This is a genomic window from Humibacillus xanthopallidus, assembly GCF_044793955.1.
Classification (GTDB): domain Bacteria; phylum Actinomycetota; class Actinomycetes; order Actinomycetales; family Dermatophilaceae; genus Humibacillus; species Humibacillus xanthopallidus_C.
In genome coordinates this window covers 1,689,937-1,716,157 of the sequence record NZ_CP084995.1, presented here as the reverse complement: position 1 = coordinate 1,716,157, position 26,221 = coordinate 1,689,937, and the positions used below count along the sequence as shown (strand labels likewise).

The 26,221-nt window shown below is 71.6% G+C and carries 19 protein-coding genes and 1 riboswitch; of the genes, 4 read left to right on the top strand and 15 right to left on the bottom strand.

Translation table 11 applies throughout. The features are described from left to right. Positions 1-7 precede the first annotated feature (7 nt). The 9 genes from LG278_RS07645 to LG278_RS07605 all read right to left on the bottom strand — a co-directional run bounded on the left by LG278_RS07645 (position 8) and on the right by LG278_RS07605 (position 8,489). Positions 8-1,036: a glycosyltransferase gene (locus tag LG278_RS07645; RefSeq protein WP_404392517.1), complete on the bottom strand. Its 1,029-nt coding sequence runs from the start codon at positions 1,034-1,036 to the stop codon at positions 8-10. A 43-nt stretch (positions 1,037-1,079) separates the two neighbouring features. After that, the gene (locus LG278_RS07640) at positions 1,080-1,943 is read right to left on the bottom strand and encodes a glycosyltransferase family 2 protein (RefSeq protein WP_404392515.1); all 864 of its coding nucleotides are present in this window, start codon (positions 1,941-1,943) and stop codon (positions 1,080-1,082) included. A gap of 3 nt (positions 1,944-1,946) precedes the next feature. After that, positions 1,947-2,603 (bottom strand): GtrA family protein, encoded by a 657-nt coding sequence (locus LG278_RS07635; RefSeq protein WP_404392513.1) that lies wholly within the window; start codon positions 2,601-2,603, stop codon positions 1,947-1,949. Between the two features lie 72 nt (positions 2,604-2,675). Beyond that, positions 2,676-3,077, bottom strand: coding sequence for an adenylyltransferase/cytidyltransferase family protein (locus LG278_RS07630; protein WP_404392511.1), 402 nt, complete (start codon positions 3,075-3,077; stop codon positions 2,676-2,678). A 91-nt stretch (positions 3,078-3,168) separates the two neighbouring features. Then, positions 3,169-4,209, bottom strand: a complete 1,041-nt coding sequence (locus LG278_RS07625) for a glycosyltransferase (RefSeq protein WP_404392509.1) — start codon at positions 4,207-4,209, stop codon at positions 3,169-3,171. After that, positions 4,209-5,015 (bottom strand): CDP-alcohol phosphatidyltransferase family protein, encoded by an 807-nt coding sequence (locus LG278_RS07620; protein ID WP_404392507.1) that lies wholly within the window; start codon positions 5,013-5,015, stop codon positions 4,209-4,211. Before LG278_RS07620 ends, LG278_RS07625 begins: the two co-directional genes overlap by 1 nt. Further along, positions 5,012-6,862: a CDP-alcohol phosphatidyltransferase family protein gene (locus LG278_RS07615; protein WP_404392505.1), complete on the bottom strand. Its 1,851-nt coding sequence runs from the start codon at positions 6,860-6,862 to the stop codon at positions 5,012-5,014. The genes LG278_RS07620 and LG278_RS07615 overlap by 4 nt, the downstream gene beginning before the upstream one ends. Positions 6,863-6,942: 80 nt before the next feature. Further along, complete coding sequence (locus tag LG278_RS07610) at positions 6,943-7,689, bottom strand: ABC transporter ATP-binding protein (RefSeq protein ID WP_404392503.1); 747 nt, start codon at positions 7,687-7,689, stop codon at positions 6,943-6,945. Further along, positions 7,689-8,489: an ABC transporter permease gene (locus LG278_RS07605; RefSeq protein WP_404392501.1), complete on the bottom strand. Its 801-nt coding sequence runs from the start codon at positions 8,487-8,489 to the stop codon at positions 7,689-7,691. Before LG278_RS07605 ends, LG278_RS07610 begins: the two co-directional genes overlap by 1 nt. 282 nt (positions 8,490-8,771) lie before the next feature. Here LG278_RS07605 and LG278_RS07600 point away from each other — a divergent pair, with 282 nt between their 5' ends. Continuing rightward, on the top strand, positions 8,772-12,434 hold the full coding sequence (locus LG278_RS07600; RefSeq protein WP_404392499.1) for a CDP-glycerol glycerophosphotransferase family protein: 3,663 nt from the start codon (positions 8,772-8,774) through the stop codon (positions 12,432-12,434). Positions 12,435-12,460: 26 nt separating this feature from the next. Here the strand turns inward: LG278_RS07600 and LG278_RS07595 are convergent, their stop codons facing one another. Further along, positions 12,461-14,950: a CDP-glycerol glycerophosphotransferase family protein gene (locus LG278_RS07595; RefSeq protein WP_404392497.1), complete on the bottom strand. Its 2,490-nt coding sequence runs from the start codon at positions 14,948-14,950 to the stop codon at positions 12,461-12,463. A 191-nt stretch (positions 14,951-15,141) separates the two neighbouring features. Between LG278_RS07595 and LG278_RS07590 the strand changes: the two genes are divergently transcribed. Next, positions 15,142-17,178, top strand: coding sequence for a DUF6541 family protein (locus LG278_RS07590; RefSeq protein ID WP_404392495.1), 2,037 nt, complete (start codon positions 15,142-15,144; stop codon positions 17,176-17,178). A gap of 48 nt (positions 17,179-17,226) precedes the next feature. Here LG278_RS07590 and LG278_RS07585 read toward each other — a convergent pair whose 3' ends face one another. The 4 genes from LG278_RS07585 to LG278_RS07570 form a co-directional block, all read right to left on the bottom strand. Next, the gene (locus LG278_RS07585; protein ID WP_404393571.1) at positions 17,227-18,165 is read right to left on the bottom strand and encodes a glycosyltransferase family 2 protein; all 939 of its coding nucleotides are present in this window, start codon (positions 18,163-18,165) and stop codon (positions 17,227-17,229) included. Between the two features lie 200 nt (positions 18,166-18,365). Further along, positions 18,366-19,664: a Dyp-type peroxidase gene (locus tag LG278_RS07580; protein ID WP_404392493.1), complete on the bottom strand. Its 1,299-nt coding sequence runs from the start codon at positions 19,662-19,664 to the stop codon at positions 18,366-18,368. After that, positions 19,664-20,386: a copper chaperone PCu(A)C gene (locus tag LG278_RS07575; protein ID WP_404392491.1), complete on the bottom strand. Its 723-nt coding sequence runs from the start codon at positions 20,384-20,386 to the stop codon at positions 19,664-19,666. The genes LG278_RS07580 and LG278_RS07575 overlap by 1 nt, the downstream gene beginning before the upstream one ends. Before the next feature lie 105 nt (positions 20,387-20,491). Next, positions 20,492-21,154: a hypothetical protein gene (locus tag LG278_RS07570; RefSeq protein WP_404392489.1), complete on the bottom strand. Its 663-nt coding sequence runs from the start codon at positions 21,152-21,154 to the stop codon at positions 20,492-20,494. 140 nt (positions 21,155-21,294) lie between these two features. Between LG278_RS07570 and LG278_RS07565 the strand changes: the two genes are divergently transcribed. Further along, positions 21,295-23,310 (top strand): DUF6541 family protein, encoded by a 2,016-nt coding sequence (locus LG278_RS07565; RefSeq protein WP_404392487.1) that lies wholly within the window; start codon positions 21,295-21,297, stop codon positions 23,308-23,310. A 9-nt stretch (positions 23,311-23,319) separates the two neighbouring features. Here the strand turns inward: LG278_RS07565 and LG278_RS07560 are convergent, their stop codons facing one another. Continuing rightward, positions 23,320-24,507: an acyl-CoA dehydrogenase family protein gene (locus tag LG278_RS07560; protein WP_404392485.1), complete on the bottom strand. Its 1,188-nt coding sequence runs from the start codon at positions 24,505-24,507 to the stop codon at positions 23,320-23,322. Positions 24,508-24,657: 150 nt separating this feature from the next. Then, a riboswitch (SAM riboswitch) is annotated at positions 24,658-24,778 on the top strand. A gap of 81 nt (positions 24,779-24,859) precedes the next feature. Between LG278_RS07560 and LG278_RS07555 the strand changes: the two genes are divergently transcribed. Continuing rightward, positions 24,860-26,179, top strand: a complete 1,320-nt coding sequence (locus LG278_RS07555; protein ID WP_404392483.1) for a bifunctional o-acetylhomoserine/o-acetylserine sulfhydrylase — start codon at positions 24,860-24,862, stop codon at positions 26,177-26,179. Positions 26,180-26,221: the final 42 nt, after the last annotated feature.

Here is a 26,221-nt window from a genome sequence, read left to right as displayed (position 1 = left end):
GAGATGCTCATCGCGACCCGGGACGCCGACCGAGGGGACCGTTGCCCGGGTCGCTGATGATGAGGTAGGGCGGCTTGCCCATGGCCATGCCGACGGCCACCCCGATGTACTCGGCAATCACGCCGAGCGAGAAGAGGATGGCCCCGGTGCTGAGCAGGACGACGACCATGTTGGACGTCCACCCCTCGGGGGTGTGACGGCCCAGGCTGGAGGAGATGACGAGGTAGAGCGCGAAGAGGATGCCGGACAGGCCGAAGGCGACACCGAGTCCACTGACGAGGCGCAGACCTCGGGTCCCGCTCGAGAGCACGAGACGCCAGAAGTGCGAGAGCAGTCGCCGGAGGCTGTAGCCCGAGGGACGCCCTCCCTCCTCACGCAGCTCGACGTCGACGTGCGAGATGCGGTCGACGACCCACCCGAGCGCAACGTCGAGATAGACGCCGGCACCCGCATACGCGGCGACACTGCGCCCGAGCTCGCCGAGGACGAGTCGGTAGCTCTGGAACGTCTGCACGGCCCCACCGGCCAGGAAGCTTGCGAAGACCCACTTGGCACCCTTGGACGCGACGTTGCGCAGGACGCCGTGCGGCGGCTCGTTGGTCGGCTCGGCGTAGACGAGCTGAGCGTTCTCGGCGATGGCGACGTCGAGGAAGCGCCCGATGTCGGCGGGGTCGTGCTGCCCGTCCTCGTCCAGGGTGATGATCCAGTCGCCGCTGCTCGAGGCCATGCCCGCGAGCGTCGCCGGGTGCTGCCCGAAGTTGCGGCTCAACCAGATGGGGCGCACGAAGTCGTGCTCCTGCGCGAGCGCTGCGATGGTGTCGGCCGAGGCGTCAGGCCCGTTGTCGTGCACGAGCAGCCACTCCGTCAGCACCCAGCGGTGGCCGTCCTGGCTCGTCTGCTCTCCGAGCAGCGCCGTCATCTCCACCGCGAGGTCCGGGAGGGTGCGCTCCCCCTTGTAGACGGGCGTCACCACCGAGATGCGGTGGAGGCGTTCGGGCTGTCGATCTGCCTGAGGATCGGCCTGGGGGTCGGACACGGTACGAGCGTAAGGGATCAGGAGAGGGCTGCCGCCGAGGGCCTCAGGCCCGCGCCCGCTCGAGGAGAGGGTCGGGGGGCGTCATCTTCCGGCCGAGCCAGATGTAGGCGAGGCGTCGCACATAGGCCATTGCACGCGCGAGGTTGTCGCCCCGCACGAGATCGGCGCGGGTCAGCAGTCCGGGGTTCTCCGCAGCGAGCCGGTGGTGGAAGCGAACGACCTGGTCGGACTGCTGCCGAGCCAGGTTGACACTCCACTGCGAGGCACTGAGGCGGAAGCTCGCCAGCGACTCGGGCAGTGCGAAGAAGTCGCCGAGCATCAACACGTTGCAGAAGGTCTGCTGGTCGATGACGTAGGGCTCGGAGTCGGCCCAACCGCCCGCTCGCTCGAACGCCTCACGGCGCATCAGCACGCAGGCCGGCTCTCCGAAGATGTTGGATCCGACGATGACCGCACGACGAGCCGCTGTGCGCCCGGGCTGCAGGCCCGTGAGCCCGGCGAGGCCACGGGCCTCGGTGACGGTGTTGCTGTGGGCGTCGATGAGCGTGCGTCGGCACGATGCGAGCACGACCTGCGGGTGGGCCTGCATCGCCTCGACCTGCAGCTCGAGGCACCGCGGGTCGATGAGGTCGTCTCCGCAGACCAGCTTGAGGTAGTCGCCGGTGGCCTCCCGGGTGACACGGGACCAGTTGGCCGGGGCGCCACCGCCTGCGTCGGTCTGCATGAGCCGGACCCGCGGGTCGTCGGCGTAGCGCTGGATGCGCTCCCACGTGTCGTCGGTGCTCGAGTGGTCGGCGACGAGGAGCTCGAAGTCCGTGAACGTCTGCGCCAGGATCGAGTCGAGGGTCGCCTCGATGAAGTCGGCATTGTTGTAGGCGGGCACGACGACGGACACGGTCGGGGGCACTGCTCACTTCTCCTGGGGTCGTGCGGTCGCCTCGACGGGCGCGGTGCGTGGGGTGGGGGCAGTGCCGGGCTGGTTGACGGGCTGGTTGAGGGGCTGGTTGACGGGCTGGTTGACGGGCTGGGTGCCGGACTGGCCGTCCGACCCCGCGTCTGCCGCCGGCCGCCGGAAGGAGTAGCGGTTGTGCCCCACCCAGCTGAAGATCGTGGTGACGAAGGTGATGAGGCACTGCGATAGGAACGGGTGCCAGTGGAAGAGGTGGATCATCACCCACAGCAGCACGAGATTGACCGCGAAGGCCGAGATGTAGACGGTGCTGAAGCGCCCGAGGTCGCGCCATACGTTGCCGTGCACCTTGAAGACGATCTTGCGGTAGAGCACAAACGCGCAGAGGATCGAGAACACGTAGGTGATGACGAGCGCAGGGTAGTGGCCGTAGCCGTTCCACTTGGCACCGAGCCACCAGTCGAAAAGCAAGAACCACATGGTGCCGATTGCGGTGTTGAGGCCGCCGACGAAGAGGAACGCGACGCGGCGGTCCTTGAAGAGCCTCAGCAGCAGGCCGTCGTCACCGCTGATGCCGGGCGGTAGGTGCTCGACCAAGGCCCCTTGCTCGCCGACGACGACGGGGGCACCGCGGTCGTGGTCGGAGGTCTGAGGCACCCATCGATGGTAGTCGCACGCCCGTGCCGGACCCCAATCGACGCGCGACGCCCCACCGCGCGACCCGTTGGGTCAGGACAGACCGGCGATGTGCTCGATCAGGCCAGTCGTCGACACGGACGGGGTGCGGGGAAGGTAGACGACGTCGCAGACGTCCTGCACCCAGTCAAACTTGCCGGTCCAGTCGTCGCCCATGACGAGCACGTCGGCGTGCTGCTCGAGGATGTAGTCACGCTTCTTCTCGAGCGACTCCTCAAGGAAGACGCCGTCGACGACGCGCAGGCTGCTGATGATCTCGAGCCGCTCGTCCTCGTTGAAGACCGGCGCACGCCCCTTCTTGGCCAGGTTGAGGGCGTCGGACGACACCCCGACGATCAGGCGGTCGCCCAGCTCAGCAGCGCGCTGGAGCACCCGCACGTGGCCGACGTGGAAGACGTCGAACGTGCCGAAGGTGATGACGGTCCTCGGGGACACAGGGTCTCTCCTCGTGTGGGAGGCGGGGTGATGCACCGATGGGGCATGCCCAGGCGGGCGGACGTGGTCGCAGGCTGGACCGCGTCAGAGGCTACCGCTTCGTGCGGTCGTCACCGTGGAGAGTGGCGAGAGCGCGAGACGCAGCCTCCGCCAGCGTGGTGTCGACGAGCCCCGCTCCGTCACTGACGGAACCACCGTGCAGCACGGCCGCCGCCATCTCGGAGGGGTCGAGACTCGCTACCTCCACGCCTCGGGGTCGGGGCGCGAGGTCGCTCGCGATGACGCGCGCCCCCAGCGCGAGGGCCTCGCGCACGATGACGGAGTCGCCGTCCCAGCTCGTCGGGCGCAGGAAGACCTCGGCGCCGGCGAGCACCGTGCTGACCTGGTCCGGCGAGAGGTCGAAGGACAGGTCGACCCACTCGAGCGGTGCGACCGTCGACCTCAGGTCGGCCAGCTCCGGACCCTGGTGGCCGTAGGCGAGCACCTTGAGGGTGGCATCGGGCCAGGTGTCTCGCACGAGCCGCACCGCTTCGACGCCGAGTTCGGCGTTGTAGTGCGCCAGCCCGGCGTTGGTCGCCAGCACGAGGGCATGCGGGTCGCGCGGAAGCGTCCCGCGAGCCGCCACGCCACGGGCGTCGAAGGGCGTCACGACAGTCGTCCGACGGGCGAGGTCGGGCGGCAACAGCTCTCGGATCGCGGCGTTGACGACCCACAGCTCGTCGAAGGTGCGCAACACCCGGAGGACGGCGCGTCGCCGCGACGGCGTCATCGCCGAGAGCTGGCCCGCGGTCGAGCCCGAGTGCAGGACGAGAGCCTTGCGCCCGGGCAGCGTGGCCAGCAGCGGGGCGAGCTGGGCGGCACGCCAGAGACGGGTCAGGTGCAGCACGTGCAGCGACCGACGGCGCCAGAGCGAGGGCACGGCCCGAGCCGCTCGAGCGGCCGAGCCGGTGTCGACGTAGCTGACGTCGTGCCCGGCTGCACGCAGCACCTCGCTCATCTGGCGGTGGCTCGTCATGACGCCCCCGACCTCCCCGTGCTCCTGCGCCCACTGCACCACCCTCCCGGCGGAGTCCGGCCGGTGGGCAGCGGACCCGTTGCCGCCACGGCCCGCCGCAGGATCGGTCTCGGGCATCAGTCGAGCCTCGAGCTCGTCAGAACCCCAAGGAGGTGACCGGCTGCGGTGACGACGGCCAGGGGGACCATGACGACGACGAGCACCTGCGTGCCGAGCACGTCGCCCCGCACGACGTCGACGACGGCCGCGGCGAGGGCGAGCAGGCTCGCCTCCACGGCGACGAAGGCCCGGAAAAAGGGGAGGTGTCCGGCCGCGCGACGGATCGCGGCGATGCCCGACACCTTGGAGGCCGCCGTCTGGGCGACGTCGTCGAGCAGCGGTCGGCCGGTCTTGGCACGCGCGACGATCACGAGGTCGGTGAAGGCCTTGTTGACGAGCACGACGACCGCGACGACCAGGCCGAGCACGGTGTAGCCGCCGACGTCACCGGGGCGGGCCAGCGACCACTCGTCGGCGCGCAGGCCGATCGCGATGGGGATGGCCGCCTCGGTCAGGTAGTGGCCGATGCGGTCGAGGTAGATGCCGGCCGGGGAGAAGCGCTGGCGCCACCGCGCCACCTCGCCGTCCGAGCAGTCGAGCAGGATCTGCACCTGCATCGCGAGCACTGCGACCACGGGGCCGACCACTCCACCGAAGGGGATCGCGAAGGCCCCGAGCACCCCGACGAGGATCATCAGCCACGTGACGCCGTTGGGCGTGATGTGCGTGGGCAGCAGGGCGCGGGTGGCGTAGATCGACAGGTGCCTGATGTAGAGCGCGCCCGCCCAGTGCTCCGCGTTGTAGCGCGCGATGTGCTCGGGGGGCTGGGCCACGGCCTTGAGCTCGGCGATGCTGGGGTGGTCGTCGGTGGGGTCGTGCGTCACGAGCGCCCATCCTGCCCTGTCGTCGCGACCGGTGCCTCCTGCGGGCGCTGGTGGGCGCGCCAGCCGATGACCGACTCGGCCGCGTAGAGCACGGCGAGCACACCAGCCCCGACGAGCAGGGCCGGTGCGGGTGAGCTCAACCCTCCGCCGATGAGGGCGAGCACGACCACGCGCACCTCGAGGCCGGTCGCCCGCCGCAGCCAGGAGGCCGACCCCCGACCGGTCTCGCGGAGGCGGTAGACGTTGTCATAGACGTGCCAGCAGACGACGGCGAGCCAGGCGTAGGCCGCGGCCCGGGCCGTGGTGTCCGCTCCGGCGGCGAGGAGCAGGGCGGCTGCCTCGAGGACGAGCAGCAGCCCGGGCAGCTGCCATGCCAGCCGGCCAGGGCCGGAGGGCCGGGGCAGAACCGCGAGGTCGCAGAGGTCGGCGAGCTGCCGGTCGGGCCGGTCGGCGCGGAATCCGTCGCGTCCGCCGAGCGCCCGGAGCAGGCGACCGGTCTGGGTCCAGGTGAAGGCGATCACCGAGGCGATGCCGAGCGCCCACAGCACGACGGCCGGGCTCATCGTGAGCAGCCCGAGCGACATGATGAGGTAGCGCTCCGCGATCGGCAGGTGAAGCACCTGCTTGGCCGCGCGCAGCCGTCGCGCCCGCGCGCCGGGCGGCTGCGGCATGGCGGTCGGGACGCCCTCCGGCCCCCCGTCACCCCGACGGCCGTCGCCCAGCCACCCGTCGTCGAGACCACCGGTCATCGGGTGCTCGGGCCATCCGGGGGCAGCGACCAGCTGGGCCCGTCGCCGGGTCGCATAGGCGTGGTCCTCGACGTGCCGCACGGCCAGCACCGTGAGGACGAGCACCGCCAGCCACCACAGGTCGCTCCCCTGACGCGCCGCCACCCAGGCGAGCGCCGCGACCATCGTGAACTCCTTGACGCGGTCGCTGACGGCGTCGAGCCACCCCCCGAGCGGGTTGGACCGCCGGGTGAAGCGCGCGATCTCGCCGTCGACGCAGTCGACGACGAGCGAGGCCTGCAGCAGGACGGCGCCCAGCAGCCAGGCCCACCACAGCCCCGTCGCGACGGCGGCGCACGCCGCCAGCCCCAGCGCCAGGCTCACGGCCGTGACGACGTTGGGCGACCAGTCGCGAGCGAGGCCGTATGCCGTGAGCCGCCGTGAGAGGGGTCGGATCGCCAGCGTCGAGAAGACCCCGTCGTTGCCGCGCGACGCCGACCGCAGCCGCTGCTGCCACGGTGACCCGGGGGCTCCCGCGAGCTGCCACCCCCCACGCCGCAGGCTCTGGTGGGCGAGGGTGACCGCACGCACCGGCAGGCCGGCGCGCACCGCAGCCAGCAGGATCACGCCGAAGGGGTCGGCGTCGCAGAAGGTGGCGGGAGACGCCGCGGTCGCGGCCGCGAGGGCCTCTCCCAGCGCCGCGCGGTCGGAGGCGCGCACGCGCAGGACGCCGACGGCATACCCCGTCGGTCGGGTGACGAGGCGACCTGCGGCGCCGACCGACACGACGAGCCGGCCCGCCTCGGAGACCCGCACGGCCGCAGGCGCGTCCGCGCGGTCGGCGACGGCGCCGCCCTCGACGACGGCGGCGCAGGTCGCGTCGGCGGCGTCGAGCACGTCGAGCAGGGCGACGGGGCTCAGCGACAGGTCCGCAGCGACGACGATGAGCGGGGAGTCGAGGTCCGACGCGGCGATCGAGGCCGCCCCGGCGAGCACCTCACCGGCGCCGCCGGAGAGCCGGTGGGGCGCGAGGTCGTAGGCGGCGGCGAGTCCCAGCGCACCCGCATCGTCCGGGGACGGACCGGTGCCGGGGCCGGACACCAGGGAGGGGTCGCCCACGACGAGGAGCGTCCCCCCGTCCGACGTGCCCCGGAGGGCGCGGGCGCGCGGGCTACCGACGAGCGGTGGCTGGCTCCAGGTCACCTCGCCGCGTCCGCGTCGGCGTTGTACTGGTCGATGATCTGCTCGACCGGGCCGTCGCCCACCAGGCTGCCCTGCCGGAGGTAGAGGCCGCGCTTGGCGAAGCGGCGCAGGTCGGCCTCGCTGTGCGACACCATGAAGAGCGTCTTGCCGCCGGCGAGCATGTGCTCCATGCGGAGGTAGCACTTCTCGCGGAAGGCGCGGTCGCCGACGGCGAGAACCTCGTCGACGAGCACGATGGGCTCGTCGAGCGTCGTGATGAGGGCGAAGGCGAGTCGCACCTGCATGCCCGAGGAGAAGTGCCGGTAGGCCATGTCCATGCCGGCCCGCACCTGCGGTCCGGCGAAGTCGACGATCTCGTCGTAGCGCTCGTCCATCTGCGCCTTGCGCAGCCCGTGGAGCCCACCGGCGAGGTAGAGGTTGTCGCGAGCGGTCAGCTCCCCGAGGAAGCCGCCCGTAAGCTCGATGAGGGGGGCGACTCCCCCACGCACCTTGACCCCTCCCTCGTCGGGGATCATGACGCCAGCGATCATCTTGAGCAGGGTGCTCTTGCCGCTGCCGTTGCCGCCGACCAGGCCGACCGCCTCGCCGGGGGCGACGCTGAAGGAGATGTTGCGCAGCGCCCAGAAGGTGTCCTTGGGGGCGGTGTTCTTGCCCTTGAAGACGATCTCGCGCAACGACATCTTGCGCCGGCGACTGCGGTAGAACTCGATGCCGAGGTCCTTCGCCTCGATGACTGGACGCATCAGATTTCCTTGAGCACTGGGGCCTCGAGCCGCTTGAACACGATGGTTCCGGCGATGAGGGTGCCGAACGTGATGACGACGGACGAGATGATGGCGGGGACGTTGAGCTCCTCGGGGAAGAACCCGGCTCGATACATCTCGAGGATGCCGGCCATCGGGTTGAGCAGCAGGACGTTCTGCAGGAGCTCAGGGGCGGCGTGGACGCCGTAGATGATGGGCGTCGCGTAGAAGCCCATCCGGAGCGCGATGCGCACGATCCTCGGCATGTCGGTGAAGAGCACCGTCACGGGAGCGAGGATGAGGCCGAGCCCGACGGAGAGCAGGAACTGCAGGACGATCGCGACCGGGAGCAGCAGGATGCGGTAGTCGAGCTTCGTCTCGCCGACCACGATGAAGAAGATCGCGAAGCCGGCCATGACCGGCAGCGACAGCAGGAACTCGATGCCCTTGGCGACGACGATGCGCACGACCCACAGCTCACGCGGCAGGTTGGTCGACCGGACGAGGCGTGACTCGGAGAGCAGGGCGCGCGAGGTCTCGGTGGCGCACTGCGAGAACCACTGCCAGGCCAGCACGCCGATCACGATGAAGAGGACGTAGGGCTGGTAGCCGACGCTGCGGGCCTGGAAGATGAAGGTGAAGACGACGAAGTAGATCAGCGCCATCGCGAGCGGGTCGAGGATCGTCCAGAGGTAGCCGATGGGGCTGCCGGCGTAACGGACGCGCAGGTCGCGCCTCACCAACGTGTCGAGGACCTGCCTCCGGGCGATGATGCCTCGCGCCTGGGGCAACAGGATCATGCGTGCCAGTCCTACCTTCTCGGTGTCGGTGAGAGCGGCGAGCACCCGACCGGGCCACCGCCGAACGGAAGTCTAGGCCCCCGACGTCGTGCGCCGCCCGCACCGCGCCAGTGCAGGCGCCGGGCGCAGACGGCGCCCTCGCGGCGCCACCATTACCCTTTGGCGAGGGAGATGCGACTCCGACGACGAGTGACGACGACTGACACCAAGCGGACACAAGGGGCAAATCACGTGCTGGGCCGATCTGAAGCGAAGCAACGGGCGAGTCGGACGATGCACGCGGTGCGTCGTTCGATCCCGCACCACCGCTGGGAGGCCGTGCGCGACCGCCTCCACCCCGCGCTGCGCCAGACCGTCGCCTCTGCCCTGAGCCCGTCGCCCGCGAGCCTGGGCCGGGTCTCGGTGATCGTGCCCTGCTACAACGTCGAGGAGTACCTCGCCGACTGCCTCGACAGCATCATCCGTCAGAAGTACCGCGACCTCGAGATCATCGTCGTCATCGACGGCAGCCCCGACGGGAGCGCCGCCATCGCCCGCGGCTACGCCCGGTGGGATCGCCGGATCACCGTCATCGAGCAGGCCAACGCCGGACTCGGCGCCGCACGCAACACCGGCATCCGCGCGGCGCACGGCGAGTTCATCGCCTTCGTCGACTCCGACGACACCCTGCCCGCCAAGGCGATCGCGACGATGGTCTCGTGCCTGTCGGCGTCGGGCTCCGACTTCGTGGTCGGCAACCTCGAGCGCCGCAACGCGTCGCGCACCTGGGTGCCGCTGTGGGCCCAGGAGGTGCACCGCCGTGACCGCACCGGCCTGCGCCTCGACGACTTCCCCGAGGTGCTCGCCGACGTCTTCGCCTGGAACAAGCTCTTCCGTCGCACCTTCTTCGACCGAGCCGTGGGCACCTTCCCCGAGGGCATCCGCTACGAGGACCAGGAGCCGTCGGCCAAGGCCTACTCCAGCGCGGCGGCCTTCGACGTGCTCCACGAGGTCGTCTACTCGTGGTACATCCGCGGCGACGGCACCTCGATCACGCAGCAGAAGTCGGACATCGTCGACCTCGCCGACCGCCTCACCGTGATGGCCAGCGTCGCCGACGTCCTCCGGGAGCGGGCGAGCGCCGACGTCCTGCGCGAGTGGCAGGCCAAGTCGGTGGGGCTCGACCTGCGGGCCTACTACAACGAGGTCCCCCGCACGGGTGAGGACTACTGGCAGGCTCTCGCCCAAGGTGTGCGGGCCGTGACCGCCGACATGGACGAGCACGCGTGGGGGCTCGTCAGCCTGCACGACCGCCTCCTGGCCCGGATGGTCGAGCAGGGGCACCGCGACGACATCCGGATCGCGCTGCGCCGTCGCAGCGAGGTGGGCGACGGGTGGGAGAGCGACCTCACGACCGAGCCCCCCCAGGCTCGCCCCCTCTACCTCGACGATCTGCAGACCTATCGCCCGACGGCCGCCGATCTCGCCCACACCGACGTCGACAACCGGATGAAGGTCACCGTGCACGGCTATGCGGTCGACGGCGACGAGCTCGTCGTGACGGGCATGGCGTGGGTGCCCGGGCTCGACCTGTCGACGACGCCCACGACGCTCGACGCCCACCTCGTCGACGAGTCCGTCGAGGGTCCGCACACGCCCGAGTCCGACCTCCTGCTCTCTGTCGAGCGCTTCGACGACGTGATCCTCGACGAGCTCTCCAGCTGGTCCTCGCCCAGCCAGGCGGCGTCCGGCTTCCGGGTGCGCATCGACCTCGCGGACCTCGCGACCGCCCTCGAGGCCCGGCACCCGGCCGTCGACGACGTCGTCGAGTCCCACCCGGGCTGGCACCTCGAGCTCGAGCTGCGCCTGCAGGAGCATTCGGACGAGGGCGCCGCACCCCGCCACACCTGGCGCACGGCGGTGACGTCATGGGACCGGCGCTGGACCGGCAACGACCTCGAGGTCTCACCGCTGCACGACGGCAAGCGCATCGTGGCGGTCCACTCCTCCGCGCGCGGACTGCACTTCCACCTCTTCGCGCCGCGGGTCGTCGCCACAACGGCGCGTCTCGACGGCCGCGTCCTCCACCTCGTCGTCTCCTCGAGCGACCTGTTGCCGATCTCGGAGCTGTCCATCTCGTGCGGCCGGGTCGGCCTGCGTCGCTCCTTCCCCGTCGTGCCGGTCGACGGGGGCTACGCCGCCACGGTGACCGTGCCGCCGCTCCCGACCGGCGCGTCGCCCGTGGTCGACCACCAGTGGGGCGTGCGGGCCCTCGTCGACGGTGAGACCCGACCGGTCGTCTACGCAGGGTCGACGGCCGAGCTGTCGCAGGCCTCTCCCCACACGGGTGGGCTGCGCCTCGGCGTCGCGGGCTCGGGTCGCCTGCGGATGCTCGACCGCAAGCTCCATGCCACCGTCCACCGGGTCGACGTGGCAGAGGACCTGGGCTCGTTCACGGTGACGGGGTATGCCGCTCCCGAGGTCGGGGCGCAGGTGCACCTCGCGCTCGTGTCCGACCAGTCCGTCTGGGAGCCCACCGCCGTGCGGCACGACCTCGTGACGCGTCGCTTCGAGGCGGACTTCAGCCTGACGACGGAGACCTGGGGCAACGCCGTCGCCCGCGCGACCGGGGGCTACTCCCTCCGTCTGCTGCGCAGCTCAGGCACCGTCGAGCGCAGCGTGTGGATCCCCGTCGCGCCGCACGCGGTCGACGAGGTGAGCCCGCGCTTCCTGCACTGGCACCAGGGCCGTGACATCGCCTTCCGCTTCACCCTGACGTCGCGGGCCCGGGCGCTCTGGGTCAACACGAGATCCGCTGTGCCCGAGCAGGACTGGACCCGCGCCGGACAGTGGTCCGCACGCCGCGGCATCCCGGCGCTGTTGTCGTCGCCGATCGAGGACGGCGTGCTGTTCTCGACGTTCGGTGGGCGCTCGGCGGCCGACTCGCCGCTCGCGCTGCACGACGAGCTCGTGCGTCGCGACTACCCCCACCGGCTCGTCTGGGAGGTTGCGGACGGCACGGCGGTGGTGCCCCAGGGTGCCGAGACCGTCGTGATCGGCAGCCGCGAGCACCTGCGGGCACTGCACACCTCACGGCATCTCGTCGCCAACAACAACTTCCCGTTCTACTACCGCAAGCACCCCGACCAGACCTACCTGCAGACCTGGCACGGCACCCCGCTGAAGAAGATCGGCCAGCACGTGCCGGCACCCAACCTCTCCCTGTCCTACCGCGACCTCATGAGCCGTGAGGCCAAGGCCTGGGACCTGCTGCTCGCGCAGAACGACTTCGCCAGCACGACCCTCCCCGAGGCCCTCGAGTTCGAGGGCGAGGTGCTCAACCTCGGCTATCCGCGCAACGATCTGCTCAGCACCGGCTCCGACGCCGACCGGCGACGCATCCGGGCGCGTCTGGGCGTGCCGCCGCAGGCCCGGCTCGTGCTCTACGCCCCGACCTGGCGTGACAACGTGCGCACGGCCACTGGTGGCTACGCGATGGTCAACCACCTCGAGCTCGACGTCGTGTCGCAGGCCTTCGGCGTCGACTCCGTGCTGCTCGTGCGCGGTCACAGCAACACGCCCGGTCTCGGCGACGCCACGGCCGCCAACGTCGTCGACGTCTCGCGCTACCCCGACATCACCGAGCTGATGCTCGTCGCCGACGTGCTCATCACCGACTACTCGTCGATGATGTTCGACTTCGCGAGCACCCGGCGGCCGATGCTCTTCCTCACACCCGACCTCGCCGAGTACGCCGGGTCGACGCGTGGCTTCTACCTCGACTTCGCCGACATCGCGCCGGGCCCGCTGCTCTCCTCGACCGACGAGGTGCTGCGGTCGCTGACCTCGCTCGCCCAGCTCGAGACGGCGTATGCCGCCCGCTACGACACGTTCCGCACGACCTTCGCACCGCGCGACGACGGGTCCGCCGCGGCCCGGGTCGTCGACGCCGTGTGGGGGCGCTGACCGCCCGGGTCGCGCGGCGAGCGCTGCTAGACGGCGGCGCCGATGGCGCGCTCGAACTCGCTGACGACGAGCGCGTTGTAGGCCGTGGCGTCGAAGTCGACACACGGCACGCGCCCCTCCGCGGCGGCCACCATGCCCTGGGCGAGGGCGTCGACCGTCCGGTCGACGACGAGCCCCTCCCCCGGGGCGAGGGCTGAGCCCACGGAGTCGAAGGACGTCGAGACGACGGGCAGGCCGAGGGTGCGCGCCTCGAGGATGACCATCGGCTGCCCCTCGTAGTCGCTCGAGAGCACGAAGCAGTCGCTCTCGGCCATGATCGACCACGGGTTGCGCTGGAGCCCGACGAAGAGCACGAGCCCGGCCAGCCCGAGTCGGCTGGCGAGCGCCTCGGACTCGGCCCGCAGCGGCCCGTCACCGACGACGACGAGCCGCATCTCGGGGCGACTGCGCTGGGCCTTCTGGAAGGCCTCGATGAGTCGCGCGTGGTTCTTCTCCGGCGAGACCCGTCCCACCGAGACGAAGACGAAGGGCCGGGCGCCGTTCTCGGTGGGCCTAAGCGCGTCGAGAGTGCCCTCGGGCGCCGGCTCGCTCGCCCCGCTGACGACGCGTTGCACGTCGACGGTGTTGCGGGCTGCCGCGAACTTGTCCGCTGGCGCCCACGCGGCCAGTGACCGGGCGTTGATGTCGCGCAGCGCCTCCGAGACCGAGACGAGGTGGTCGAAGCGGGCGTAGCTGGTGAAGACGGCCCGCAGGTTGGCCTCGTGCGGGCGCTTGCCCCTGACCTCGCGCATCTGGTCGGCGAGCAGGTCGTTGTGCTGCCACACCGAGCGGCTGCGGGCCGGGGCGTGCCCGAGCAGGAAGGTCCACGCGGGCGAGTAGCCGCTGAAGTCGACGATGTGGTCGAAGAACGCCGAGCCGACGACGCGGCGCCAGTCCTGGGCGAGCGCGGCATCGAGGCGGGCGAGTGCCGGGGGCGAGACGTTCTCGAGGTATCCGCGCATCATCCGCCGCCGGCTGAGCCACTGGGTCTTGCTCATGGCGGGGTTGCCCTGGCGCACGAACTGCCGCACGCGCGGGTCGATCGTCTCCGCGTTCGCGACCCGGTCGTCGTTGTCGATGGGGCCCATGACGACCGAGACGTCCCAGCGGGCGTGATCGAGGCTGCGCAGCAGGTTGAGCGCCGAGCTGGTGATGCCGTTGGACATCATTCCGCCGAGGTAGAGCATCAGCGTCCGACGTCCGTCACGCCGGGTGGGGCGCACGGTGTGGCCGTCGCGGCGTCCCCGCACGACGACGTCGAGCACCCGCTGGGTCGCCCCGCCGTCGTCGCGGGGAGCGAAACGGGCGCGCGCGGCGGCATACGCCTCCCCGTGCGTGACGGTGGGGTCGAGCCCGCTGCCGGTGCCGACGGCCGAGACGACGGCGGCGAGCTCCTCCGCGGAGGCGACCTGCGGGCCGGGCAGCTCCTCCGGGGCGAGGTAGCAGCCGCGGTAGCCGTCGTACTCCTCGCGGTCAGGGGTGTGGAAGACGATCGGCCGGCCGGTGGAGAGGAAGTCGAAGAAGATGCTCGAGTAGTCGGTGACGAGCACGTCGGTGAGCCCGAGGACGGCGTTGGTCGGCAGGTGGTTGGGCACGAGGCGGCCCGCGAGCCGGGGCTCGGCGGAGGCGTGGCGATAGACCTGCTGGTGCACCTTGAGCAGCACCCGGTGCCCGGCGGGGAGCCGTCCGTCCAGCTCGTCGACGAGCGCGGCGAGGTCGGCGGCATCGTTGCGAGGCGCGTGGAAGGACTCGCCCTTCCACGTCGGCGCGAGCAGGACGAGCGTCTCGTCGGCCCCGAGCACGACGCCCTCGGCGGCGAGCCGGGCCCGGGTGCCGTCGCGCCGGGCGGCGTCACCGAACTGCAGGTCGGTGCGCGGGTAGCCCACCTCGACGAGCTCACCGGGGGCGATGTTGACGAGGCGGTAGGCGTGCTCGTACATCTGCTCCGACATGAACTCGCTCGTCGAGAGCAGGTAGTCGGCCATCATGAAGTTGCGCAGCACGTTGCGGGCACCCCACGCGCCCTGCGCCTCGTCGTAGCCCATCGCCTTGAGCGGCGTGCCGTGCCACGTGTTGAGGTAGGTCTGCCCCGGGCGCTTGCCCCAGTCGGGTGGGAAGGTCGCGTTGTTGACGAGCAGCCCCGCCGTCGCGAGCGCCCGGTGGTAGGCCAGTGAACCTCGTCGGACGAAGCGGACCCGGGGGTCGCCCGCGAACTCCGCCACGGTGGAGGCGTAGGCCGAGAGGTCGGCGAGCACCCACACGTGACGGCGGTGCTGCTGTGCGGGATCGGCCAGGAGGGCGCGGAAGATCGCCTCGGGGTTGCACAGCATGCCGTTGCCGGCGAACGACTCGTAGACGACGAGATCGGGGTCGACGGGCAGCGCCCGCGCGGCGGCCTTGAGCTCATGGGGTGCGGCCTGCCCGAGCTTGCGGACGAGGCGCGTCATCGTCCGAGCCGGACGCGTGGGCAGTGCCATGAGGGTGTGGACTCCTTGGTCTCCGGAGGCAACCGCTGCCGGGATGCCAGGTGCCGGGTGCCCGGCGCCGCCGCCATCGTAGTGACCCCGGTGCCGAGTCCACTGCCCACCGTCACGGTCGGGGCGAGCGCGGATTGCCGTGGTCCGGGCCGTTGTGGGTACAGTCGCGCGGGCGTCGACGACGACGCCCGATGCGAGAGGGGCTGGTGAGGGTGCTCAACCCGGGCACGACGTCGTGGAGCGACACCCTGGTCGTCTTCCTCGCCGCCCTGACCCTCGTCTTCGTCCCCGGCCTCGCCGCCGGGCTCGCGCTGCGTCTGCGGCCGCTGGCCGCCCTGGCCCTGGCTCCGCTGCTGTCGACGAGCTGCCTCGCGCTCACTGCCGTCGTAGCCGGGGCGCTCGGGGTGCGCTGGGGGCTGCTCCCCCTCGTCACAGGGGCCCTCGTCATGGGAGCCGCGGCAGCCGGCCTCGGCCGGCTTGCCCCCCGGGCCACTGGGGCGCTGTCGGCACGCCGGCCGGGATCGGGTGCGTGGCTGGCCCAGCCACTCGGCGGGCGCTTCGACGGCGTGTGGTGGACGACGGTGGCGAGCGTCCTCGTGACCCTGATCGTCGTGCTCGTGACCATCCGGCCCGAGCTGCGCACCCCCGAGGCGCTCCCCCAGGGCCCCGACACGATCTTCCACGTCGCGGCTCCGCAGTGGGGGCTCGACAACGGCACCCTCTCCTCCCTCGAGATCGGACGCTTCAACTTCCCGACCTGGTCGGGCTTCTACCCCGCGGCGTTCTACGCGTTCACCGGGTCGATCTCCCTCGTCACGGGCGCCTCGGTCGTCGTCTCGTCGTCCGTCTACGTCGTCGTCCTCGTCGGGGTGGTCTGGCCGCTCGGGTGTATCGTGCTCGCGCTCACGCTGCTCGGGCGTCGCGTCGTCGTCGTGCTGCTGGCGGCGTTGCTCAGCGTCGCGTTCACGAGCTATCCCTACCTGCTCATGGGCTTCGGCGTGCTGTGGCCCAACCTCCTGGGTCAGGCCCTCCTGCCCGCAGCGCTGGCGGCCCTCGCGGGGGTCTTCCGAGCGCTCGGTAGGCCGCCGTATGCCGTCGCCGACCGCCTCCGGTCAGGTCTCCTCTTCGTTGCGGGAGTTCCCGGACTCGTCATGGCGCACCCCAACGCCTTCGTGAGCCTCGCCTTCTTCGGTGGCCTGCTCGTGCTGGGCCGGGTGCTGTCGTTCGCGGCGCGCGCGCCGACCTGGCCCCGACGCCTCACTGTCCTCGGCGCCACGGCGGTGGCCATCGCCGCCGCCGCGACCGCGTCCGTGGTCCTGCGGCCGGCGTCGATGGTCGGCACGGGTGCGGCCGGCCCGGAGCGTCCGACCGACCTCGCGTGGCAGGACCTGCTCAACTTCGCCCCCCGCCTCACCCAGCCCCTGCCGGTGCTCGCCGCGATCGTGGGTCTGGGCGCCGTCGCGCTGCTCGTGCGCCACCGCGGCGCGCGGTGGGTGGTGCCCGCCCTCCTGGGGATGCTCGCGCTCTTCTGGTTCAACATCGCCGTCGACAGCGACGTCACCCGGTGGTTCACCTGGCCGTGGTACAACAACGCGGTCCGCCTCCACGCCGTGGCCATCCTGCCGGCGGTGATCGCGGCCGTCGCGGGGCTCCTCGCGCTGACCGACCTCGTCGGCCGACTCGTGCCCCGTCGCCGTAGTCGAACCGTCGCCATCTGGGTCGGAGCGGTCGTCGTGCTCGGTGCGTTCTCGCTCAACCTCGGCATCCAGCTCGAGGCCCACCGGCACATCCTGCACCGCTACTTCCACCCCAGGGCACCTGACTCGTGGGTGACGGGCGAGGAGCTGAAGGCACTGCGGGAGCTCTCGACCGCACTGCCCGAGGACGCCGTCGTCGCCGCCAACCCGTGGAACGGCGGCACCTACCTCTACGTCGTCAGCGGGCGGCAGCTGCTCATCCCAACCGAGAAGACGAACTCACCCGGTGACCGTCAGCTGTTGGCGGCAGCGCTCGACCGCGTCGGCACCGACCCCGAGGTGTGCGACGCAGCGGAGCGACAGGGGGTCACCCACGCCCTCGTCGGCGGCCAGCCCTTCTCGTGGGCGGGCAACCGCGTCGAGGAGTTCGTCGGCATCGACCGCGTGGGCACCTCCCCGGCCTGGCGGCAGGTAGCCATGGCCGCACCGTTCACGCTCTACGAGCGGGTGGCCTGCGCCGGCAGTGCCTGACGCCCTGACGAACTGACCGCCTGGACGTCGACCGACGATGGCCCCCGGTCAGCGGGTCAGGCGGCGCGGGCTCGTGATGAAGCCGACGCCCCAGGCCCAGTGCATCGTCGCGAGCACGAGGGGCGTCGCCACGCGGGTGCGGGCGGACTCGCCACGCGAGATGGCGGCGCCTCCGGCGACGACACCGGCGGCATACGCAGCGGGGACCGCCCAGGCGGGCGCCCAGACGAAGCCGGCCACCGTCGCGGCGGTCGTCACGACGACCATCGTCGGCGGCGCGAGGTAGCGCGGGTTGATCGTGCCCTCGTGGTGTCGGGCGACGACGCGGCGCCAGCGGCCGTAGTGGAAGTACTGCTTCGCCAGGGCCTTGACGGAGGCGCGCGGACGGTAGGTCACGCGCAGCTCGGGCGTGAACCACACGGTGCCACCGCTCTCACGGATGCGGTGGTTCATCTCCCAGTCCTGGGCCCGGGCGAAGTGGGGGTCGTAGCCCCCGACCCGCTCGAGGGCGCTTCGGCGGAAGACCCCGAGATAGACGGTGTCGGCAGGTCCGGGCTCACCGCCGGTGTGGAAACGGGCGCTTCCGACGCCGATCGGGCTGCGCATCGCGCACGCGACGGCGCGCTCGAAGTCGGTGCTCCCCCGGGCGTCCATGATGCCGCCGACGTTGTCGGCATCGACGCGCTGGAGCTCGGCGACAGCGACGCGGATGTAGTCGTCGGGGATCTCGGCGTGGCCGTCGACGCGCACGATGATCTCACCCGAGGCTGCGGAAATCGCGGCGTTGAGCCCATCGGGGGTGCGACCAGTCGGGTTGGGCACCAAGCGAACTCGTGGATCTGCAGCGGCGACGTCGGCCGCCACCTCATCAGTGCGGTCGCGTGAGGGGCCCAGGGCGAGCACGACCTCGAGGGGACCCGGATAGTCCTGGGCAAGGATCATCGCCACGGCGTCGCGCAGGTGCCGCTCCTCGTTGAGCAGCGGCATGATGACGCTGACCGGAGGGGTGGCGCCGGGGCTGGCGGTCACACTGTCGTCCTTCGTCGTGGCGGAGTCGGCCGGGTCGAGCGCGGGCCAGCCTACTTCAGGCGCCGGCTGGTCCTGAAGAGCAGGCGCTCTCGCGGGCCTGCGGCCGTGGCCCGACCATCGCCTCCGGGTCGTGACCCAGGGCGATGTCACCGGTCCGGTCATGCCAGCAGCGCGGCCCCCAGGACCTCCCCCGGCTGCGCTCCGGGCAGCACGGCATACACCCCGCTGCCGATCGGCGTCGTCCAGATGTTCATCAGGTCGGCCTCCGCGAGGCGCCGCTGGAGGGGGAGGAACTGCCGCACCGGGTCGGCCTGGAAGGACACGAAAACGAGCCCCGTGTTCGTCCGCGCCCCCGGCGCAGGCGCGTCGTCATAGGAATACGGCTGGCGCAGGATGCGCTCGTGCGGCTCCGCCGGCATGGCGCGCCGCATGTGGGAGGCGGCGTCGATGACGGGGAAGCCGAGGCCGTCGGTGGCGAGGAGGTCGGGCGGGTCGCTGGCCCGCTCGCCCGTGACCGGCGCTCCCGTCGAGAGAGTGCGACCCACCGCGTTCTCCCGCGCCGTGCGATCGGCCTCGTCCCACGTCTCGAGGTTCATCGCGATGCGGCGGACGACGACGGAGCTGCCGTCGCGCAGTCCCTTCGGGGCCGGTGCCCCGTCGCCACCGATCCACACGAGCGGGTCGTCGGGCCCGTCGACCCGCGGCTGCACCGTGCCGTCGACCTGCCCGAACTGGTTGCGGAAGACCAGTCCGGGCCGGGTGTCGGTGAGCGGCTCGCGGAAGCCGCGCTGCACCCACCGCTGCACGGCGAGGGGATCGGCCCCGACGACGAGGCGGCGCTGGGCGTGCGCGACCGCGACCGGGGAGTCGGCCCGCACCTGGAGCAGCAGGTCGGTCTGCGGCCAGTCGTCGGTGAAGCGGTCGATGGGCAGGGACGGCAGGGGTGCCAGCCAGGCCGGGCGGTCGGCTGCGAGCCCTGCAGCGTCGTAGAAGCCGGGCCCGACGGCCACCGTGACGCTGAGACGTGAGGGCACGGCTGCGAGCTCGGGCTCGAGGTCGGTCAGGGGTCCGCGCGCCGCCATCAGCCGTTCGATGTCGTCGGTCCACACGCGCATCAGCCGGGCGCACGTCTCGCGCGTGGCCCCCGGCGGCAGGTCGAGGCCGACGAACGACGCGAAGGGCTGGGGCGCGTCGACCACGCCGGCCTGCCGCGCCCCCCGGAAGGCGACGGTGTCGCCGGCGGATCGGGTCCCGCTCGCTCCAGTGCCCGGGCTGCTGCCAGGGCGCTCGGCCAGCCCGCCGTCGGGGGCGGGCAGGCCGGCCGAGCTCGGCGACGTGGGGCTGGTGGCCGCGACGGTGGCGACCCCGAGGCCGCCGGCCGCCAGCAGGCCGGTGCGCAGCACCGCCCGACGCCCCGGCGCGCTGCGGTGCTGCTCACTCGGGTCGGGGCGGGCCATCAGCTGGACGCGGTGGTCGTGGGCGCCATGTCGTGCATGGTCGGCACGTCGGTCGGCGTCCCCGTCGGCGTCCCCGTCGGCGTCCCCGTCGGCGTCCCCGTCGGAGCATCGGTCGGGCCGTCGGGCGCATACGTCTCGTCGGCGCCCGCGAACGAGCGCACCGGGACGGTCCAGTCGAACACCTCGCCGTCGGAGCTGATCATCGAGAACGACACGTCCTGTCCGTTGCTCAGCGGGGCCGTCAGCCCCATGAGCATGATGTGGTCACCGCCGGGGCTCAGGGTGAGCGAGCCGTTGGCAGGCACGACGAAGCCGGCCTTCTTCTCGGTCATGGTCATCGAGCCGTCGGCTTGCTTCTGCATCGTGTGCAGCTGCACCATCCCCGCCGCCGGGGACGAGCCCCTGACGATGGTGACGGCATGGTCGGTGGGGTTGCTGATCGTGCCGAAGGCGGCGGTCATGCCGAAGCCGGCCTTGACCCAGGCGGAGTCAAGCGTCAGGGCGTGGGCGTGCCCTGAGGCGTGGCCGGCAGGTCCGGCGGCGGTCGCGGCGGTCGCGGCGGTCGCGGCGGTCGCGGCGGGAGCCGCTCCGGCGCCGGCCGGGGTGGTCGAGCCACAGGCAGCGAGCGCCAGGGGCGCGGCGAGCATCGCCGCGAGCACGATGCCCCGGCGACGACGGAGGGCGGACGTGGAGACGGCAGGGGGCAGGGTGGTGGGCTTCATCGGGAGTTCCTTCTGGGCAGGCGTGGACGTCGGTGCGTGACAGCGGACGCGGGCGGGGGCACGCGTCGAGAGCGTCCGGAGGCCGGGAGCCGGCGGCCGGAGGTGTCAGGCAGTGACGGTGGGTGGTCCACGCCCGGGCACGACGAGCACGAGGTGCCGAGGGGTGATGCGGGCGCCGCGGTGGACGCCCAGGAGGGGGCTCGGGCGCACGGGAGCGAGCCGAGGGGCGCGGCGCAGGATGACGCCGAGCACGCGCCAGAGGAGGGCTTCGCCTCGGGCCAGGAGGGCGGCGAGCAGCAGCGCCGCCGCGAGGTGGGCGAGGGCCATGACGGCGGCGGACCAGCCCGGGGCCGGTGCGGCCATGCCTGCCATGCCGGCCACGTCAGAGGGCGAGGCGGAGCCGCTGAGCGCGGTCGACGCCGAGGTGAGCGCGTCGGCCTGCAGGCAGCCCGAGGTCAGTGCGTGCACCCGGTGCGAGGAGTTTCCGGCGCAGGCCAGCGCCGTCGTCGGGGCGCCGGTGAAGAAGGTGAGCACCCCGTGACCGACCAGCTGGCCGACGGCGAGGGCGGGGAACAGGTGCCGAATGCGGCGCTCGCGCGCTGACCCCATGAGGGCGACCGGCCAAGAGACGGCGGCAAGGACGGCCATCGCCGCTGGCGACACCGAGCCGCCGGCCCAGGCGTGCCCCGTCACCGTGAGCAGCACGGTGGTCGCGACGAAGGCGAGGGCACGCAGCAGGCGCAGTGCCCCTGACCCCGCGCCGACCATGCTCCCGATCGTAGCCTCGCGCCGACGGCGCTCCCGCAGCGGTGGGGCGCGGGGTGTGGCAGGAGAGCAGTGCTGGTCAGGTTAGGGTGGTCGCCGTCCACGGGGGCTCCACCGGTCCCGCTATGCCGAGGAGGAGCACCATGGGGATCCTCGTCCCCGGCACGTGGACGTGGTTCACCGCCGTTCCCGTGCTCCTCGTCGCCGGGTGTGCGGTCTTCCTCCCGGGTGCGGTCTCCCTGCTCCTGCTGAGGCTTCGACCCCTCGCGGCCCTGAGCCTCGCGCCGGTTGTGTCCGTCGCCGTGCTCGCGGGCGCGGGCGTCGTCGCGTCCCTGCTCGAGGTGCGGTGGGGTGTGGCGCCCTGGCTCGTCGCCGTGGGCCTCACCTGGCTGGTGTGCGCCGTGCTGGGTGGAGTCATCGCGCGCCGCGACGTGCCTCAGGTCCACGGTTCGCTCGCGGTCTGGGTCGCGGTCGGGCTCGCGAGCGCCTTCACCGTGCTGCTCGCGGTCGTCCTCGGCTCCCAGCCCTCACCCGAGGCCTTTCCGCAGCACCCGGACACCATCTTCCACCTGGCCGACGCGCAGTGGATGCTGCGCGAAGGCACCATCTCGTCCCTGGACGCGGGCCGCTTCCAGTCGCCGACGTGGCGCGGCTTCTATCCGGCCGCCTTCCACGGTTTCACCGCGACGATCTCGCTCCTCACGGGCGTCCCGGTGGTCGTGTCGTCCTCGGCCTACGTCCTCGTCGTGGCAGGACTGGTGTGGCCCCTGGGCTGCATCGCCCTGGCCGTCACGCTGCTCGGACCTCGCCCGGCTGTCGCCGTGAGCGCGGGAGTCCTCAGCGTCGCCTTCACCGGCTTTCCCTTCCTGCTCATGGGCTACGGCGTGCTCTGGCCCAACCTGCTCGGTCAGAGCCTCATCCCAGCGTCCCTCGCCGCCGTGGCTGTCGCCGCCGACGCCACCGCCCGGGAGACGACCCTCGCCGAGCGTCTCCGAGCGGGCCTCGTCGTCATGGTCGCGCTGCCGGCCCTGGGCCTCGCCCATCCCAACGCCCTGCTGACCCTTCTGCTCATGGGCGCCGCTCTCATCGCCTTCCGCCTGGTGGGCGGTGCCCGCCGCGGCTGGCCGCGACGAGGCCCCGCGGTCGCCGTCGGACTCGTCCTGATCTGCGCCTCGGTCGCCACCCTGCTGGGCCTGCGAGTCCTCAAGGTGCGCTCGATGGCCGAGGCTGGGCCCCTCGGGTCGACCGAGGACCCGCTCGAGGCGGCACGCACCGTCCTGCTCCTGGCGGCCGACAAGGACAGCCCGCTCGTGGCAGCCAGCGTCTTGCTCGTCCTCGGCGCGGTTGTCACGCTACGCCGGGAGCCTGCCGCTCGTTGGGCACTCGTCGCCCTCGTCGGCAGTCTCAGCGTCTGGTGGCTCAACGTGGCGATCGACTCCACCCTGATCCGCTCCCTGACCTGGCCCTGGTACAACAACGCGCCGCGGTTCCAGGCCATGTCGGTCATCCCCTCAGTGGTCGTGGCCACCGCGGGGACGGCGTGGCTGGGCGAGCGGATCTCGGCTCGCGTCGCGTCCGGGCGGGACGGCGGCGGCATGAGGCCCTCCGCCGACCGGCCGGCTCGGGGTCTCTCTGGTCCGGGCGCCCGCCGGTCCACGACGCCCGGCGTCATCGCGCTGGCCGTCTGCACCATCAGTCTGACCGGCATGATCGCGCACCGCGACGTGCTCACCCGCTACTTCCAGCCCCCCGACGAGCTGTCGTGGGCGTCGGACACCGAGCTGCGGGCCCTGAGGTCGCTCTCGACCGCCATCCCCACCGACGCAGTCGTCGCGGCCAACCCGTGGACCGGTGCGACGTATCTCTACGTCGTGTCCGGCCGACGCCTGCTCGTGCCCACGGAGAAGACCAACTATGACGGGGACGTCGCCCTGCTGTCGGCACGGCTCGACGACGTGGGCGACGACCCCGAGGTGTGCGCAGCAGCTCAGCGACAGCGCGCCGAGTGGGCGATCACGGGCGGGCGACCGGCGACCGAGAGCGAGAGCGATCTGAGCCCGTACGCAGGGGTCGATGCCGTCGGCGACAGCGCGGCGTGGCAGAAGGAGCGCACGGAGGAGCCCTACACGCTCTACCGGCGCGTCGACTGCCGGTCGTGACGGCCCGACTCACGCCTCCCGGGACGTGACTGCCTGGGAGAGCAGCTGGCGGGCCATGACGATGCGCTGGACCTGGTTGGTGCCCTCGTAGATCTGCGTGATCTTGGCATCGCGCATCATCCGCTCGAGCGGGAAGTCGCTCGTGTAGCCGGCGCCCCCGAGCAGCTGGACGGCATCGGTGGTGATCTTCATCGCGACGTCGGAGGCGTAGCACTTGGCAGCGGCCCCGAAGAAGGTGAGGTCCTTGTCGCCACGCTCGGACTTCGCAGCTGCGACGTAGACGAGCTGGCGGGCGGCCTCGAGCTCCATCGCCATGTCGGCGAGCATGAACTGGATGCCCTGGAAGTCGGAGATGCGCTTGCCGAACTGCTTGCGCTCCTTGACGTAGGTCAGCGACTGGTCGAGCGCTCCCTGCGCGATGCCGACGGCCTGGGCCCCGATCGTGACCCTGGTGTGGTCGAGCGTGCGCAGGGCGAGCTTCAGACCGCCGCCCACCTCCCCGATGACGCGGTCGGCCGGCAGCCGCACGTTGTCGAAGTACAGCTCACGCGTGGGGCTGCCCTTGATGCCGAGCTTGCGCTCCTTCTCGCCGAAGGTGAAGCCCTCGTCGGACTTCTCGACGACGAAGGCCGTGACGTTGCCGCCGCGGGGACCGTCGGGGTCGGTGACCGCGAGCACCGTGTAGAACTCCGAGACGCCGGCATTGGTGATCCACGACTTCTGGCCGCTCAGCACCCACTCGTCGCCGTCCTGACGGGCCCGGCACTTCATAGCAGCCGTGTCCGACCCGGCCTCGCGCTCGGACAGCCCGTAGGAGAACGTCGTCCTCCCCTGGGCCAGGGGCGTGAGGTACTTCGCCTTGAGCTCCTCCGTGCCGGCGAGGATCACCGGCAGCGACCCGAGCTTGTTGACCGCCGGGATGAGCGAGCTCGACGCGCAGACGCGCGCGACCTCCTCGATGACGATGCACGTGGCGAGCGCGTCGGCGCCGACTCCGTCATACTCCTCCGGCACGTGGGGGGCGAAGAAGTCGGAGGCCACGAGGGCGTCGTGGGCCTCCTGCGGGTAGCGGGCCTCCGCGTCGACGGCGGCGGCATACGGCGCGATCTTGTCCTCGGAGACCGCGCGGACCGCCTCGCGGAGCGCCTCGTGGTCCTCGCTGGTGCGGAACAGGTCGAAGTCGGTGTGGGTGCTCACGAACGGTGATCCTACTCGCGAGTTCGATTTAGTAGGACGTCCACGTGATCGATGCCACGACGGCTCCAGCCGCCGCTGCCGGGACGCCCCCGTCCACGATGAGGACGGCCGTTTCGGACCGTCGAACCGTGGCTCGTAGACTCCCCGGTAGGTCATGAGTGCCAGCGACAAGCCCCGGCTTGCTGGCCGGCAACCCTCCAACCGCGGTGGGGTGCCCCGGGTGAAGACCTGGCCCGTCGACGCCACCCGGCGCCGCGGGCAAGCGCGGAGACTCCTCTCCCGCACCGCATCGTCGGTGCTCGGGCCATCGCCGGCCCGGTCGTCGACACGAACGAGAAAGTCGAGCCCCACGATGACCGACAGCCCCAACTGGTCCTTCGAGACCAAGCAGATCCACGCCGGGCAGTCCGCCGACACGGCGACCGGCGCCCGCGCCCTGCCGATCTACCAGACGACGAGCTACGTCTTCACGAGCACCGACCACGCCGCAAACCTCTTCGGGCTCAAGGAGTTCGGCAACATCTACACCCGGCTGATGAATCCGACGACCGATGTCGTCGAGCAGCGTCTGGCCGCACTCGAGGGTGGCGTCGGCGCCCTGCTCGTCGCCTCCGGCCAGGCCGCCGAGACTCTCGCGATCCTCAACATCGCCGAGGCCGGCGACCACGTCGTCGCCTCCCCCTCGCTCTACGGCGGCACCTACAACCTGCTGAAGAACACGCTGACGCGCTTCGGCCTCGAGGTGACCTTCGTCGAGGACCCCACCTCGATCGACTCGTGGCGCGCCGCGATCCGCCCCAACACGAAGCTGCTGTTCGGCGAGACGATCGCCAACCCGAAGTCCGAGATCCTCGACATCGAAGCCGTCGCCGCCCTCGCTCACGAGCACGGCGTGCCTCTGGTCGTCGACAACACGGTCGCGACGCCCTTCCTCATCCGCCCGATCGAGTGGGGCGCCGACGTCGTCGTGCACTCCGCGACGAAGTACCTCGGTGGGCACGGCACCTCGATCGCCGGCGTCATCGTCGATGCGGGCACCTTCGACTTCGCCGCCGACCCGGAGAAGTTCCCCAACTACAACACCCCCGACGACAGCTACCACGGGCTCGTCTACGGGCGCGACCTCGGCGTCGGCAGCCCGCTCGGGGCCAACCTCTCCTTCATCCTCAAGGCTCGCGTCCAGCTGCTGCGCGACCTCGGTCCGGCCGCGTCGCCCTTCAACGCCTTCCTCATCGCCCAGGGCATCGAGACGTTGTCGCTGCGCATCGAGCGCCACCTCGAGAACGCCCACGCGGTCGCTGCCTTCCTCCAGGGGCACGACCAGGTCGAGAAGGTCGTGTGGGCGTCGTTGCCCGACAGCCCTTCTCACGCGCTCGCGCAGAAGTACACCCCGCGTGGAGCCGGCGCCGTGCTCTCCTTCGAGATCGCCGGCGGCCTCGAGGCCGGCAAGAAGTTCGTCGAGGCGCTGACGCTGCACAGCCACGTCGCCAACATCGGCGACGTGCGCTCACTCGTCATCCACCCCGCGTCGACCACGCACTCGCAGGGCCCCGACGAGGACCGCCTGGCGGCCGGGGTCACCCCCGGGCTCGTCCGCCTCTCGGTGGGCATCGAACACATCGACGACATCGTCGCCGACCTCGAGCAGGGCTTCGCGGCCGCCAAGGCCTGACCGACGAACAATGCAGGGGTGCCGGGTCGGCATGACTGGCAC